The organism is Priestia aryabhattai B8W22 (assembly GCF_000956595.1).
GTDB lineage: Bacteria > Bacillota > Bacilli > Bacillales > Bacillaceae_H > Priestia > Priestia aryabhattai.
The window spans coordinates 1-14,087 of record NZ_JYOO01000039.1 but is presented as its reverse complement, the minus strand read 5'-3'; the positions used below and the strand labels follow the sequence as shown (position 1 = coordinate 14,087).

Genomic DNA, 14,087 nt, shown 5'->3' with positions numbered 1-14,087 from the left:
GCTTGGATTGCTCTATTAAAAATTGCATACAAAGCATTTATTTGGAAAAAGCTAAAAAACAAAAGCGCTGCAACCATCATAATGGCTGCAGCGAATTCGTCTGCGATTCTCTAATGCAAGTGCAGCTGTTCCCGCTCTTTTTTTACTTGTTCTAGCTCTGAAATCGTAACAAGCTGATATCCTTGTGTATGAAGCTTCTTCATAATTTCAACGGCTGCTTCGGCACTTGTTTGATAAATATCATGCATTAAAATAACTTTCCCGTCTCTGACTTGACTCATGACTGCTTGAACGGAGTGAGGAACGTTTCTATATTTCCAATCTTCAGGATCGATATCCCATAGAGTCACGCCAATATTTCCGATATAACGTCTTACATTTGCGCTCACAGCTCCATAGGGAGGGCGTAGATGCAGTGGTTCATATCCGCTGACTTGTTTAATGAGCGCTTGAGTATCTCCTATTTGGTGTTTGACCTGCACTTCGTTTAAACGAGTGAGCTGAGGGTGATCCCAAGAGTGATTTCCGACTTCGTTGCCTTCTTTCACCATACGTTCGATTGTTTCAGGGTAATATTGAACGCGGCTTCCTAACACAAAAAAGGTAGCGTGCCCGTTCACTTCTTTTAATCCATCTAAAATCACATTTGTAGATGAAGGGCTAGGTCCATCATCAAAGGTCATCGCAACGACTTTTTTAGTTGGATCGATAGGCGCTCCTTGCTGGGGCAGTTCGTTAACGATATGTTTTGGAGGCGTTTCTTTGACTTTATTTTTATTTGCTGCTTCGTCTTTGTAAGCATCGCTCAGCATGTCTTTAAATAAATCTTTTTGGATCGCGATTGTTTTCGTTTTCGTTTGTTCAGCACCTAGCTGATAAGGCTTGAAATAAATCACAATACTGTTTTCAAGCAGCGCAAACTGACTGAAATTTTGATCAGCTGCCTGAGTTCCTTTTTGAAGGTCCGGGTCAAAATCAGCTTTTTTCATTTGTTTTTTTAATTCAGCATATGAAATAGCCGAAAGGCGATCTAAATAGTTTGCATCCTCGTTAAATAAATTCTTTAACGTTATTTGTTTTTGAGCAGGCAGGTCAAATGTAAAAGTTTTGAGAGAAGACGTTCCTTTCTCTCCATTTACAGATTCATATTCATCAAAGACAACGCTTAGCGTTTGCTTGCTGTAATGGACGATTTTATATGTAATCGTTAATTCAGATTTTTTCTTTTTTGACTGCTTCTTCAGCTTTTTTTCATAGTGTGCCACTTGATCTGTTACGTAAGCGTGAATGGATTGATCGATTTCTTTTTTACCAAAGGAAGGGTAACTAATGGCATAGCCTCCGTCGGTAAGGTCCTTAACTAGCGTTTGAATTTCAACGTTTGGATAGGTTTGATCTGTTTGAATACTTGCCGTTTTTTTCTCTGTACTGTTTGCTTTGACGATATACCCTGCTGTACCAAGAAACAAAATACAGCATCCAAGCATTGTCAAAATACGTTTGTAGCCCATGGTTTTCATGTAGTAATATTCCCCTTTTTGTATATATCTACCTAATAGACGCATGAGACCATCATTTAGTTTTACTTTTTTGAAAAAAACCAAACTATTTTTCTACTCATTCCGTCTACCTTATAGATGTACTTCAGCAAGAAAAAATAGAAGGGGTATGAAAGACAATGAAAAAACATGATGCACATCAGATGCTCGTAGCGTGCATAACCGAGCATAAAGCGGATTTTTACCGGCTTGCTTTTAGCTACGTGAAAAATCAAGAAGATGCGCTTGATATAGTGCAAGAATCGATTAAAAAAGCACTCATTTCAATGGACAGTATCAAGGATATTCAATCGATTAAAAGCTGGCTTTATAAAATTGTTGTACGAACAGCAATCGATTTCCTGCGTAAGCATAAACGTTTAACGCTTGTGAACGATGAAGCGCTTGAGTATCTGAGCAGCGGACGTGAAGATCAGTATGAAGATATCGATTTAAAACAAGCAATGGATCAGCTGCCGGTTAAATATAAGACCATTATTATTCTGCGGTTTTTCGAAGATTTAAAAATGGACGAAATTGCGGAAATTATTGAGGAAAATGTAAATACGGTAAAGACAAGACTCTACAGAGCGTTGAACCTGTTGCGGATTACGATGACGGAGGACTTAGAACAATGAATGAAAAAATAGAAAAGTTAAAGAAGCAGTATCATGACATTCCTATTCCAGACGAATTAGATGATGTTGTTGCAAAGGCACTTTCTTCACACCCTCGTAAAAAGAAATTCTACATTTGGCCGAGCGCGATTGCGGCAGCAGCGATGATTTTTATCACAACGGTGAATGCAAGTCCAGATGCGGCAAATGCAATGGCGAAAATCCCTGTACTTGGAAAAGTAGTAGAAGTGATCACATTTGATGAACTAAAGCAAGAAGAAAAGCATTCTCGTATTGACGTGAAAACACCATCAATTTCAGGCTTGGAAAACAAAAGTCTTCAAACAAGCTTGAATGAAAAGTATATAAAAGAAAATGAGAAGCTGTATGAACAGTTTAAAAAAGAGATGAAAACATTAGAAAAAGGAGAGAAAGGAAACGTGGCTGTCAGCAGCGGCTATAGTATTATGACGGATACCGATGATTTGCTTGTGGTTCATCGATATGTGGAAGAATCGAGAGCTTCAACGTCGAGCGTCAATCAGTACGACACGATTGATAAAAAACACGAAGTGCTCGTTACGCTTCCAAGTTTGTTCAAAGATAAACGCTATATAAAGGTCATTAGTGAAAATATTAAACAGCAAATGAAAGATCACATGAAGCATGAAGAAGGCAAAATCTACTGGCTGACTGAAGAAGATATGGATCCTTTTAAAGAGATTCCTGAAAATCAAAGCTTCTACATTACAAAAGATCACAAGCTTAGAATTGTATTTGATAAATACAAAGTCGCTCCAGGATATATGGGAAACATTGAGTTTGAAATTCCGACGGGCGTTATTTCAAACCTTCTAGTTGGTAAACGGTATATTCATTAAAAAACAGGCGTGAACGTTCAGCGTTCACGCCTGTTTTTTTACATAAAGAAACGTTTAAATTTATTTTTATGCAAAATAAGTTGAAATATATAAGCAATCATGTATAATATTCTGTATATATTTTCATTCTTTTTATTTATAAAGTCTTAGGGAAAAATGATGTGAACGGTTGCATTTCTAGAGAGGAAGTGAAGAGGTGAAACGCACGTTAAATCAAGATACGATTAAAGATGCCATGCTGTTTAATCAGCTTGTGATGCAAGTAAGCAAAGCTCTTTGGAAGTCTACTGAAAAGGATTGGGAACAGTGGGTTAAGCCGTACGATCTGAGCATTAATGAGCATCACATTTTGGGGATTGCTTATCAGCTGGAAATTGCTTCAATGACCGACATTTCAAAGCTAGGCGTTATGCATTTATCCACAGCTTTTAACTTTGCAAAAAAATTGCACCTGCGGGGCTATCTTACCCTTTCTAAAAATGAGAAAGATAAGCGGAATACATACGTACAGCTCACAGAAGAAGGAAAAAAGATGTTTTTAAAAACGATCGAGGATTATAACCCTCTTGAAAATCCTTTGTTTCAAGGAGCGATGCCGCTGCGAGATGTTTACGGAGAGCTGCCTGACTTTGTAGAGCTGACGGCTCTGATTCGAAGCATATACGGAGAGGATTTTGTCCAGTTTATCGAACGTTCTTCTCAAGAGCCCGCTAGCTTGAAAAAATAAAAAAGCCTTCTTGTGCAAGCTGAGAAGGCTTTTTTGCATATCAACTTTTTTCAGTTAACCGTTCAAGTTCTTCTGAGGAATGTGCCATCTTCTCAATCCGCAGAGATAGCTGCTTCATTACGTCAGCGATTTTATCAAGCTCTTTTTTTGTTAGAACGGTTTGCTGTTTGTTCTCGGTTGTTATGCTAAGGACATTCGTGAAAAAAGAAGTAATATTGTTCATATTGTCAGCCGTATCTTTTGTTAATGTAGCGACTTCTCCGCCTAACGCCGAGACGCTTTCGATTTGTTTTTGAATGTCTCCGATAAAAGTAGAAATATTAGAAATAGATTTCTTCGTTTCTTCTGCAAGTTTTCGTACTTCCTGTGCCACCACTGCAAATCCTTTTCCATGCTCGCCTGCTCGAGCAGACTCAATCGAAGCGTTTAATGCTAATAAATTCGTTTGCTCCGCAATAGAAGTAACAATCGAAACGATTTGATGAATTTGCTGTGATGTATGTTCGAGCGTTTTCATTTTGTTTTGAATGAGCGACGTATTTTTTGTATGCTTCCAAGCATGTTTTGTTCCTCTTTTAATTTTGCTTGACTCGTAACGGATTCTTTTTCAATGACTTCTGCCAATTGGGAGCTTTTGTTTGCATAAGAAACGACGTCAGAAGACTGATTGTGCATTTGATTCATAAATTTCTTCGTTTCTTCAGATAACGAAGAAAGGATAGATGATGTACGAGAGATTTCTAGCTGAATTTGCTCTTTTTGAGTCTGAAGTCCAGCGCGCTGTTCGTCATATTCAAGCTCATAGGCTTTTAACACAATTTGCTGTTCTAGACTAATAAGCTTTGTCATACTTGCAATAAAAGCAAGACAATCTTCTTTCGATTCCATCGTACGTTCACATACTGAAAGAAGCGACGTAAATAAATTTTGAAATGCGCACAAATACCAGTTTGGCTCAAGTCCAATTTTAACGTGCATCTTGGAGATTTTTTGACGTTTTACCACAAAAGCGTCGTCTATTTGTCCATCAAACATTTCTAAGATGTGCTGTTTTAACGTTTGTTTTAATGCGTGGACACTGCTGTGCTTTTCGATAATCGCAACCAAATGAGCCTGTTCGCCAATAGCTTTGTAAAAATCATTCACGATTTCTTCGATGGCGTTCAGCGCGTGTACTTGAAATCTGGCAATCCGTTCGAGGTCCTCTGCTGTTAAAGAAATCATGTTAATCTGCTTTTTTATCACCGGGTTCGATACATGAAGCTTTACAGTGATGGATTCGACAGTCGCGGCTTCGGCGGGTACGTTGTTTCGTTTAAACCAATTCATGTTTATCACCTTTATTTGCTAGAATAGTTGTGTTTCTCTTCTTCTTATATTTCGGCGTTTTACATCCAAGAGTTGAGGCTGTTTAAGAAGATTGTTATCAAATTGTTATCTTCTATTAATTGAATTGTTATCCGCAGATGGTATGGTTGTACGGTGCTTAAAACATGATTCGGGGAGGAAACGAAATGAAAAAAATGCTATCGGCGCTTCTTGTAGGAGGAGCTTTATTTGCAAGTCCGGCAATGGGACATGCTGCGTTTGGCGACACGGTTTTAAAACAAGGGATGACAAATGAGGATGTTGAACAAGTTAAAACGGTTTTAAAAGATAAAGGATTTTTAAAAGGCGAAGTATCGCGTTATTTTAATTATGAAACAAAAAAAGCGGTTATGGCTTTTCAAGAGAAACATAACCTAGAAGCAGATGGAGTTGTTGGAGAGAATACATACAATGCATTAGGTAAAGGCGGCGTTGTAGAAGGCGAATCAGAAGTGAATACGGATAAAGTAATCAGCAAAGCAAAATCCTTAATGGGTACGCCGTACAAATGGGGCGGCACCACACCTTCGGGATTTGACTGCAGTGGATATCTTCAGTACGTATATAAAGAAAGCGTAGGCGTTGATATTCCAAGAACGATTGAAGATATCTATAAAGCAGGTGAAAATGTAAGTGAACCGCAGGTAGGAGATCTTGTTTTCTTTGAAACGTACAAAGAAGGTCCTTCTCATGCAGGCATTTATCTTGGAGACGGAAAGTTTATTAACGCATCGTCTTCTAAAGGCGTTACAATCAGCGATAAAAATTCAAGCTATTGGAAAGAGCGCTATATAGGAGCAAAGCGTATTGCAGCCAACTGACTCATAATTTAATAAATAAACAAGGCAAAGCTAAAAGGCTTTGTCTTTTTTTTGTTTTCGTTTCAGCAGGACTAGATAACAAAGAATAATTCTATGAAAAATGGGCTAGTTATGTGCATATTTGTATGAAGATAAGACAAAAATTCTGTCACCTTTACGACAGAGCTTGTATATATTGATAAAGTAATCTCTTAGGTTGCGTCAATTGTTGTAGGTAATTTGAAGGGATAACAGTATAAAAAGGAGGAACAAACTTTATGTTTTTTTGTTGTTACCGTCGCTATATAGAAAAGATAAAACACCTGTTGTTTTCAAATCGATTTGCTGAATTTATTCAGGAAAACACAAAAAAAGCAGTAGAAGAAGTCGTTTATTCTGACACGTTTAAAGAATACGTAATAAGTATTATTAAAGAATCTCAAGAATCACCTTTTAAAGAAATTGCCAAGCAGTATATTGGGAAAGAAGTTGTGATTGAAACAACGGCTGGTCCACTAGAAGGTGTTGTGACATTTGTAGGGGATGATTATTTAGAATTAGTAGAGTCTCCAACATCAACGGTGTTACTTCCATTTACAAGCATTGTTACTATTCAAAGCGCTTAAACGAAAGGAGAGAAAAGTATGTTTCAAGATACATTACGAGAAAATGTTGGCTCATTTGTGCAAATTATCACAGCTATCGACGTTATTAATGGAACACTGCTTGCTGTTACGGACGCAGCGGCTGTTGTACGTACATCAAGCTCATATGGTGAGCCCACGGACGTAACCATCCCACTAGTAGCCATCACGTATGTTCGAATTTTTAGCGGAGTTGAGTAGATTGAAAGTATCAGTGATTATTCCAGCCTGTAACGAAGAAGATTCATTATTACCTGTGCTTAACGAAGCCCAAAAAATAAAGCCGTTTGAAATTATTGTTGTAGTAAATGGATCTAGTGATGCAACGAAGGCAATAGCCGAGGATGCAGGCTGCCGCGTCGTTTATTATGAGGAAGCTCTTGGCATTAATATCGGAAGAGCCATTGGGGCTAAAAAAGCAAAAGGAGATATTTTGCTTTTTTTGGACGGAGATATTGCGGTTCCTCACGAGGAACTGATGAAATATACTCAAGCTATAGAAACCGGTCATGATATCGCTTTAAATAATCTTACATGGATTATGAAACGAAAGGTGCGTCCTCATCCTGTTTCTGTTGCAAAATACATGTTGAACTTGTGCTTGCAGCGTGAAGGTTTATCCGTTCAAGCCTTAACAGCTATTCCTCATGCCATTAAAAAAACATCGGCTGCTGAAATTGGATATGAGAACTTAGCTCATCCCGCGCTCGCTCAAACGATTGCTCTTTTAAAAGGAATGTCAATCGTTGCACCGTGTTCTTCAGACGTTATTTATACAAATAAGATTAGAACCACCCACAAAACAATTCCTACCAATTCACCTTTTCCTATTTCTACTAATTATATTATTGGAGATCACATTCAAGCGTTAGCTCATCTTATCGAAGAAAAAGGCATAAGAGGCGGACTAACAGATGGCGATCGAAATCGAGAAGTTGTTTCCGCTTATACACCAAGTGTAAAGCGGAAAGCAGGCGTTAAGTACAGTGCTGTTATTCCAGTAGGTGAAGAAAAAGAAACGATTGCAAACGTTATTAAAGAAGTAAAAAAAGCCGGAGTGGAAGAGATCATCGTGGTTGCCAACGGAGCCGATGAAGTAACGGTTAAGCGAGCGATTGAAGCCGGAGCTACTGTTCTTCATTACAAGCAGCGGCTCGGACACAATGTACCTCGAGCAATTGGTGCAATGTACAGCAGCGGTGAAGTTTGCTTGTTCATAGATGGAGACATTGTTATTTCTGCGGGGAATTTACGTCCGTATTTAGAAGCTGCTGACCAAGGGATTGATGTAGCGCTTAATAATTTAGAGTGTCTGCTTGACGAAGTGCATCCTATTCACTCGGTAAGTGCGGCGAAATATTTTCTTAATCTTGTTTGCAAACGTCCTGATCTAACGATTAATACAACGACGGCTATTCCGCATGCAATTAAACGAGATGTAATGGAGAAAGTGGGCTATGATTCTCTTATTATTCCCCCTTTATTTCAATTGAAAAGTATCATGTACGGCTTTACGGTTCAGCCCGTTCATTTTGTAGATGTGGCGCGAACGAACCGAATTCGAAAAGAGCATATGAAAGTCAAAGGTCTAGCAGCATCAACTCAGCGAATTCTAGGAGATTATGTAGAGGCCATGGCGTACTATATTAGCCAAACTAGCGAAAGAGGCGAATTTCTTCCGGACATACGAAGACATGATCTTTTGTTTGAGGTGTTGAAGAATGAATAAAAAAGTTGCCGTTATTGGTCTAGGGTATGTGGGACTGCCGCTTGCTCTTTTGTTTGCTAAGAAAAACTATACCGTGATTGGACTTGATATTGACGTCCGGAAAATTGAAGCGCTAAAACAAGGGAAAAGCTATATTCAAGATGTACGTAATGATGTGATTCAAAGCCAGAAAAACTTTCAAGCATATGAATTGAAAAAAGGTATTTCCGCATTTCAAGCATGTGATTATGTAGTGGTGACCGTGCCAACTCCTATTACAGAGAAACATAATCCAGACTTAGGACCCGTTATTAGCGCATCTACGTTTTTGAAACAACATATGGTAAAAGGACAAACCGTTATTTATGAAAGCTCTACCTATCCAGGCACGCTTGAAGAAGTCGTCTTACCTATTTTAAAGGAGTCTGATTTGCAAGCAGGAGTTGATTTTTATTTAGCTTATTCTCCAGAGCGAGTCGATCCAGCAAACAAGTCGTACGACATTGAGTATATTCCAAAAGTGATTAGCGGCTACAGTAAAGACTGCCTTCATCACGTGCAGACGTTTTATGAAAATATTTTTCAGCAGGTCGTACCTGTTTCTTCTCCAAAAGTAGCGGAAATGTGCAAGCTGTTTGAAAACATTCAGCGCCTTGTCAATATTTCGTTGGTGAATGAAACAAATGAACTGTGCGAGGAATTAGGCATAGATTTTCATGAGGTCTTACAGGCTGCATCTACTAAGCCTTTTGGGTTCACACCGTATTATCCAGGTCCCGGAATTGGAGGACACTGCATACCCGTTGATCCGCTTTATTTTTTATGGAAACTAAAGCAAAATGGATTAACGAGCGAACTTATTGAAGCGGCTCATCATATTAATGAAGAAATGCCAAATAAAGTAATTAGACGTGTTGAAAAGCAGCTCGCAGCAAATGAGAAACGCGTGTTTGTTGTAGGCATGGCGTATAAAAAAGACGTAAATGATATGCGTGAATCGCCGGCGCTGACGGTATGTGAAGGTCTTTTAGCAAAAGGATATGAGCTGACGTATCATGACCCTTACATTGACTCCGCTATATTAAATAAGCAAATGTATTTCTCTGTCCCGCTGACAAAAGAAGAAGTTGAAAAAAACGATGTTGTACTTGTGTTAACCGATCACAGTCAAATCGATTGGTCGATTGTAAAATACGCAAAAAAAGTTGTGGATACAAGAGGTATTTTAAATGAATGAAGCCGCTGAATTGTTCAGTGGTTCTTTTTTTAGGGGGGATATCAATGAAAACTCTTTCTGTCGTTCTGCCCGTTTACAATGAAGAAGAAACGCTAAAAAACGTGCTTAAACAAATTAAAAAAGTGAATGTGCTTGAGATTATTGTGGTCGCAAATGGTTGTACCGATGCTTCAGTGAAAATAGCGAAAGAAGAGGGATGTACGGTAAAAGTAATGGGAAAACGTCTTTCTCCACATGAAGCCAGAATGGAAGGGGCAAAAGCTGCTAAAGGAGATGCTGTCTTATTTGTAGACGGAGATATTATTCTGTCTGCTTCCGAGCTTGAACGTTTTGTGCAGCCGCTGTTATTTAGACATAGCGAAGTTGTGCTAAACAAGTGGGGAAAAACGAAAATGAATGCTTGCAACCGCAGCGAGCTGACGTGGAGTGCGGTTTTACATCATGCGATTGGGAAGTCTCATCATGCCAATGCTTATTTAAAAGCGCCTTACGGGGTGCTGTTAAGCGTTTTGAAGAACTACTGGGAGCTGTCTCCTCTTTCTTTATTTGTGACGTTTTTAACACAGTACCGCGTAAGTATGTCTATGTCGATTGAAACAGAGGGGAAAGGAAGCTTTCGCCCGTTTGATCGCCCGCTGCGCAGCAAAGAGCGAATTCAATCCTATCAGCAGCTTCTTCAAACATACTATACACTTGCGTCAAATCATAAAAGGCGAGTGGATATGCTCGCACAGCCCCTTCCAGTTGTTGAGCACGGCTGGGGGAAATTATCTTCTTTTTATGGAGGCAAACAGCTGTCTGTTATTGTTCCGGTTTGCAACGAAGAACGAACAATCAAACAAGTGATTGCAGAAGCAAGAAAACTTGAGCCATTAGAAATCATTGTCGTCATTAACGGTTCTACTGATCAGTCGGAGGCATATGCCAAAGAACAGGGTGCCAAAACCCTCGTCTACGATGAGCGGTTAGGACATGATTGCGGAAGAGCTGCAGGAGCCCTTGCAGCAACGGGAGATATTCTTCTCTTTATAGACGGGGATTTTGTTCTTTCAGCTCAAGAGTTGTATCCGTTTGTCTCAGCAGTAGCGAGCGGTATTGATGTAGCTTTAAACGTATGTGAAGATGAAGCCAAGCTCACGCATGTTGTGCAGGGGTGGAAGTACGTGTTAAATGAGACGGTAGGAAGAAAGGATTTATTAATGAGCTCGATGACAGCTGTTCCTCATGCCATAAGCAGAGAGTGCCTGCAAAAAATTGGAACCGAATCTCTTGTGATGCCGCCTTTTGCTCAAGTAAAAGCGATAATGGAAGATTTTCATGTGCAGGCTGTTCACCATGTTGATGTAAATAAATTCAACCGGTTTCGATATTCTGAGCACCTGCCATTGAAGAGCCATTCTCCTACAGCAGAACTCATTATTCACGATCATATTTTTGCTTTTCTCTCTTATCTTCAGCGTGACTGAGCAGGGAGTATTGTCTTACTTCCAAAAGAAACGTTTAAAATGAGATAAAGAAATTTGCTGATATCTTGTTTTTCTGTTCTAACCCCTTGAATTTGTTCACAGTTGTAACTAAAATTGTTACATGTGCAGACAAAAGTAAAAAAGGAGGAAAAGAAATGAAAAGCTATCAGCTTGGAACGTTTTTACTTCGTCTTATGTTAGGGCTAACGTTTTTTATTCATGGACTTGGCAAATTCCAAAGCGGTATTGATAATACGGTCGGTTTTTTCCACAGCATGGGCATTCCTGCATTTTTCGCTTATGCGGTTGCGGTTATTGAATTCGTAGGGGGAGCCGCTATGATTCTTGGATTTCAAACGCGTTTAATCGGTGTTCTGTTTGCGATTGTGATGATTGGCGCTATTTTTACAGCGAAAAACGGTGCTGGTTTTACAGGCGGCTATGAGCTTGAGGTTGCCCTTTTTGTCGTTTCGCTTCATATGATTCTAGCGGGAAGCGGCGCGTACGCGTTAGACAACCGATTACAAAAACAAGAAGAACATTATTCTTAAAAAGGTAGGCGCTATGCGCCTACCCTTTTCTGTAAAAAATATCCTTCTATCGATTCATTTTTACTAAAATATACAGCTATCATTTTTAAGGAAATTCGTATATATGGTACTATTTGGTCATAGATGACTACACAGTCATTCTATTTGAACGATACGGGGAGGTTTTAACATGAAAACCGAAAGAGAAAACGGAATTGTCCGTCAAGTGAATACGATTCAAACAAAAGAAGAGCGCTTTAATCCTTTTTCATGGTATGAAGAGATGAGAAACAGCGCGCCTGTGCAATGGGATGAAGAAAGGCAGGTATGGGATGTTTTTCACTATGACGGGGTCAAAGAAGTGCTGGAACAAAAGAATATTTTTTCTTCTGATCGAAGACCTCCACAAAACCAAAGGCAAACTGCTCTAGGAACGAGCCTAATTAATATTGATCCGCCTAAGCATGCTGAAATGAGAGCGCTTGTTAATAAAGCTTTTACGCCTAAAGCAATGAAAGCATGGGAGCCTAAAATTGCGCGTATTACCGCTGAATTATTACAAGAAGTGGAGCATCTTGAAGATATTGATATAGTCGAGCATCTGTCCTATCCGCTTCCGGTTATGGTAATTGCCGATATTTTAGGTGTGCCGATCGAAGATCAGCGCCAGTTTAAAGATTGGTCGGATATTATCGTAGCGGGTCCATCGAATAATGAACGTGAAACGCTCGAAAAACTGCAGCAAGAGAAAATGAAAGCAAACGATGAGTTAGAAACTTACTTTTATCGAATCATTGCAGAAAAACGCACGCAGCCAGGAGATGATATTATTTCCGTACTTCTTCAGGCAAAAGAAGAAGGGAAGCAGCTAACGGATGAAGAAATCGTCGGTTTTTCCATTTTGCTGCTGATTGCAGGAAACGAAACAACCACGAATTTAATCTCAAATACAATTTATTGTTTAATGGAAGATAAAGCTTCGTTTGAACGGCTCAAACGAGAGAAAGAGCTTTTGCCTTCTGCGATTGAAGAAGTTCTTCGCTATCGTTCACCCGTTCAGGCTCTTCACCGAATCGTAAAAGAAGATGTGACTCTTGCCGGTCAGAAACTAAAAGCAGGCGAACACGTCGTTCCATGGATGGGCTCTGCGCATCGAGACGCTCAGTACTTTGAAGACCCGGATGTATTTAAAATCGATCGAAAGCCAAATGTGCACATGGCATTTGGAAGAGGCATTCATTTTTGCTTAGGAGCACCGCTTGCTCGAATAGAAGCAAAAATTATGCTGGCTGAGCTGATTGACCGCTATCCGCAGATGGACTGGAGCCCAGCATTTGAGTTGAAGCCGATTGAAAGCACATTTGTGTACGGGTTAAAAGAATTATTAATTCGTAAACATGTATAAAAAAAAGCACGCTTTGCGTGCTTTTTACTCTTTTTCTGCTTGAATTCTCGCTTCAGCAATTTTATCCGTATGATCATATCCCCATTTAAACATCAGCTCGATAATAGGGATGAGCGTTTCTCCAAAAGGTGTTAAATAATATTCTACTTTAGGCGGAACTTGTTTATAGACTTCGCGGTGGATGATTCCGTCGCGCTCGAGTTCGCGAAGCTGCAGCGTGAGCATTCGCTGCGTCACGCCGGGAATGAGTCTGCGCAGCTCATTAAAGCGCCGGCGTTCCTTCGATAATTGATACAAAATGACGCTTTTCCATTTGCCTCCGACTACATCAACGGCTGCTTCCACAGGGCAAGAATAGCCGTGAGGCTCCCATTTTGTTAAGTCGTATTTCATAGTGATTACTCCTTTTATCAGTGAGTTCAGCTGCATTTGTGCTGTTTATACTATAGCACGTCTTATTTGATAAAAACATGGAAATGATTCATGGAATTATTGACGGAAAATTAAAAAAGTAATGGAAATAATTATGAGTTTGTTGTATGATGAAACTATGAAAATAACTTTTCTATTAAAAAGCGATTTTTTTGAAAGCGCTTTATTTATAAAGAACAACAGGGGAAAGGGCGGAGGAACGATGAAAAGATTTATCAAAGTAGAAAAAAGAAATCATGTGGCGGTTGTACGAATGAATCAGTCGATGCTCAATCGTTTGAACAGTGAAGTTATGTATGAGCTTCAGGAAACGATGAATGAGCTGCAGCACGATTCGTCGGTTGGATCTATTGTATTTATGGGAGAGTACTACAAAATGAACGGAGATCATAGAACAACCTCTTTCCTGCGTGAAGAAACAGGAAGGCTTTATCAGCCTATTCATGCTGTAGCAGCTCGAGCGATTTTTCAGCGTATTTCATGCAGCTCCAAACAAACAATTGCGCTTCTTACAAACTTTACGTTTGGCGGAGGGTATGAGTTAGCTTTAGCATGCGACGTACGAATTGCGGAAGAACCTGTGCAGCTCAAGTTAACAAATGGCATGACCGTTAGTGCGCAAGAAGCGTGCAACATGGGCAAAGTGCAGCACGTTGTGCAAAAAGGAAAAGGATTAGAATATTCACTTACGCTGAACGCATTAGAAAAGGAAGCTTAAAAAACGCTTTCACTTT

General features: G+C 39.5%; 16 protein-coding genes. 12 read left to right on the top strand and 4 right to left on the bottom strand.

Going from position 1 to position 14,087, the window contains the following annotated elements; genetic code table 11:
• Positions 1-110: 110 nt before the first annotated feature.
• Positions 111-1,520 (bottom strand): polysaccharide deacetylase family protein, encoded by a 1,410-nt coding sequence (locus N178_RS22355; RefSeq protein ID WP_045294987.1) that lies wholly within the window; start codon positions 1,518-1,520, stop codon positions 111-113.
• Between the two features lie 158 nt (positions 1,521-1,678).
• Here N178_RS22355 and N178_RS22350 point away from each other — a divergent pair, with 158 nt between their 5' ends.
• The 3 genes from N178_RS22350 to N178_RS22340 all read left to right on the top strand — a co-directional run bounded on the left by N178_RS22350 (position 1,679) and on the right by N178_RS22340 (position 3,763).
• Positions 1,679-2,176 carry an RNA polymerase sigma factor gene (locus N178_RS22350; RefSeq protein ID WP_045294986.1) on the top strand — a complete coding sequence of 166 codons (498 nt, stop codon included), beginning with the start codon at positions 1,679-1,681 and terminating at the stop codon, positions 2,174-2,176.
• Positions 2,173-3,036: an anti-sigma-V factor RsiV gene (gene rsiV, locus N178_RS22345; protein ID WP_045294985.1), complete on the top strand. Its 864-nt coding sequence runs from the start codon at positions 2,173-2,175 to the stop codon at positions 3,034-3,036. Before N178_RS22350 ends, rsiV begins: the two co-directional genes overlap by 4 nt.
• Before the next feature lie 196 nt (positions 3,037-3,232).
• Positions 3,233-3,763 (top strand): HTH-type transcriptional regulator Hpr, encoded by a 531-nt coding sequence (locus N178_RS22340; protein ID WP_045294984.1) that lies wholly within the window; start codon positions 3,233-3,235, stop codon positions 3,761-3,763.
• Between the two features lie 40 nt (positions 3,764-3,803).
• Here N178_RS22340 and N178_RS28070 read toward each other — a convergent pair whose 3' ends face one another.
• Together N178_RS28070 and N178_RS27690 are read right to left on the bottom strand one after the other, a co-directional pair.
• The gene (locus N178_RS28070) at positions 3,804-4,280 is read right to left on the bottom strand and encodes a methyl-accepting chemotaxis protein (RefSeq protein ID WP_420329717.1); all 477 of its coding nucleotides are present in this window, start codon (positions 4,278-4,280) and stop codon (positions 3,804-3,806) included.
• Positions 4,277-5,092 (bottom strand): protoglobin domain-containing protein, encoded by an 816-nt coding sequence (locus N178_RS27690; protein WP_420329716.1) that lies wholly within the window; start codon positions 5,090-5,092, stop codon positions 4,277-4,279. Before N178_RS27690 ends, N178_RS28070 begins: the two co-directional genes overlap by 4 nt.
• A 185-nt stretch (positions 5,093-5,277) precedes the next feature.
• On the opposite strand from N178_RS27690, the gene N178_RS22330 reads away from it, so the two are divergent.
• The 8 genes from N178_RS22330 (at position 5,278) to N178_RS22295 (ending at position 12,921) form a co-directional block, all read left to right on the top strand.
• A complete protein-coding gene (locus tag N178_RS22330; protein ID WP_045294983.1) occupies positions 5,278-5,952 on the top strand; it encodes a C40 family peptidase in 675 nt (224 codons plus the stop codon).
• 257 nt (positions 5,953-6,209) lie between these two features.
• On the top strand, positions 6,210-6,557 hold the full coding sequence (locus N178_RS22325; protein WP_045294981.1) for a DUF2642 domain-containing protein: 348 nt from the start codon (positions 6,210-6,212) through the stop codon (positions 6,555-6,557).
• Positions 6,558-6,575: 18 nt separating this feature from the next.
• Complete coding sequence (locus tag N178_RS22320; RefSeq protein ID WP_013084559.1) at positions 6,576-6,776, top strand: hypothetical protein; 201 nt, start codon at positions 6,576-6,578, stop codon at positions 6,774-6,776.
• Between the two features lies 1 nt (position 6,777).
• Positions 6,778-8,304 (top strand): glycosyltransferase family 2 protein, encoded by a 1,527-nt coding sequence (locus tag N178_RS22315; RefSeq protein ID WP_045294979.1) that lies wholly within the window; start codon positions 6,778-6,780, stop codon positions 8,302-8,304.
• Positions 8,297-9,520: a nucleotide sugar dehydrogenase gene (locus N178_RS22310; RefSeq protein ID WP_045294977.1), complete on the top strand. Its 1,224-nt coding sequence runs from the start codon at positions 8,297-8,299 to the stop codon at positions 9,518-9,520. The genes N178_RS22315 and N178_RS22310 overlap by 8 nt, the downstream gene beginning before the upstream one ends.
• Before the next feature lie 44 nt (positions 9,521-9,564).
• Positions 9,565-10,986 carry a glycosyltransferase family 2 protein gene (locus N178_RS22305; protein ID WP_045294975.1) on the top strand — a complete coding sequence of 474 codons (1,422 nt, stop codon included), beginning with the start codon at positions 9,565-9,567 and terminating at the stop codon, positions 10,984-10,986.
• Between the two features lie 155 nt (positions 10,987-11,141).
• On the top strand, positions 11,142-11,537 hold the full coding sequence (locus tag N178_RS22300) for a DoxX family protein (protein WP_045294974.1): 396 nt from the start codon (positions 11,142-11,144) through the stop codon (positions 11,535-11,537).
• Positions 11,538-11,706: 169 nt separating this feature from the next.
• Entirely contained in the window at positions 11,707-12,921 is a 1,215-nt protein-coding gene (locus tag N178_RS22295; protein WP_045294972.1) for a cytochrome P450, read from the top strand.
• A 24-nt stretch (positions 12,922-12,945) separates the two neighbouring features.
• Here N178_RS22295 and N178_RS22290 read toward each other — a convergent pair whose 3' ends face one another.
• Complete coding sequence (locus tag N178_RS22290; RefSeq protein ID WP_013084552.1) at positions 12,946-13,314, bottom strand: winged helix-turn-helix transcriptional regulator; 369 nt, start codon at positions 13,312-13,314, stop codon at positions 12,946-12,948.
• 241 nt (positions 13,315-13,555) lie between these two features.
• On the opposite strand from N178_RS22290, the gene N178_RS22285 reads away from it, so the two are divergent.
• A complete protein-coding gene (locus tag N178_RS22285; protein WP_045295023.1) occupies positions 13,556-14,071 on the top strand; it encodes an enoyl-CoA hydratase/isomerase family protein in 516 nt (171 codons plus the stop codon).
• Positions 14,072-14,087 lie beyond the last annotated feature (16 nt).

Excerpts from the sequence above, each read along its gene's own strand:
- N178_RS22290 (WP_013084552.1), bottom strand. The coding sequence starts at position 13,314 with ATGAAATACGACTTAACAAAATGGGAGCCTCACGGCTATTCTTGCCCT.
- N178_RS22295 (WP_045294972.1), top strand. The coding sequence starts at position 11,707 with ATGAAAACCGAAAGAGAAAACGGAATTGTCCGTCAAGTGAATACGATT.
- N178_RS22350 (WP_045294986.1), top strand. The coding sequence starts at position 1,679 with ATGAAAAAACATGATGCACATCAGATGCTCGTAGCGTGCATAACCGAG.
- N178_RS22310 (WP_045294977.1), top strand. The coding sequence starts at position 8,297 with ATGAATAAAAAAGTTGCCGTTATTGGTCTAGGGTATGTGGGACTGCCG.
- N178_RS22285 (WP_045295023.1), top strand. The coding sequence starts at position 13,556 with ATGAAAAGATTTATCAAAGTAGAAAAAAGAAATCATGTGGCGGTTGTA.
- N178_RS22320 (WP_013084559.1), top strand. The coding sequence starts at position 6,576 with ATGTTTCAAGATACATTACGAGAAAATGTTGGCTCATTTGTGCAAATT.
- N178_RS22305 (WP_045294975.1), top strand. The coding sequence starts at position 9,565 with ATGAAAACTCTTTCTGTCGTTCTGCCCGTTTACAATGAAGAAGAAACG.
- N178_RS27690 (WP_420329716.1), bottom strand. The coding sequence starts at position 5,092 with ATGAATTGGTTTAAACGAAACAACGTACCCGCCGAAGCCGCGACTGTC.
- rsiV (WP_045294985.1), top strand. The coding sequence starts at position 2,173 with ATGAATGAAAAAATAGAAAAGTTAAAGAAGCAGTATCATGACATTCCT.
- N178_RS22325 (WP_045294981.1), top strand. The coding sequence starts at position 6,210 with ATGTTTTTTTGTTGTTACCGTCGCTATATAGAAAAGATAAAACACCTG.
- N178_RS22330 (WP_045294983.1), top strand. The coding sequence starts at position 5,278 with ATGAAAAAAATGCTATCGGCGCTTCTTGTAGGAGGAGCTTTATTTGCA.
- N178_RS28070 (WP_420329717.1), bottom strand. The coding sequence starts at position 4,280 with ATGAAAACGCTCGAACATACATCACAGCAAATTCATCAAATCGTTTCG.
- N178_RS22355 (WP_045294987.1), bottom strand. The coding sequence starts at position 1,520 with ATGAAAACCATGGGCTACAAACGTATTTTGACAATGCTTGGATGCTGT.
- N178_RS22300 (WP_045294974.1), top strand. The coding sequence starts at position 11,142 with ATGAAAAGCTATCAGCTTGGAACGTTTTTACTTCGTCTTATGTTAGGG.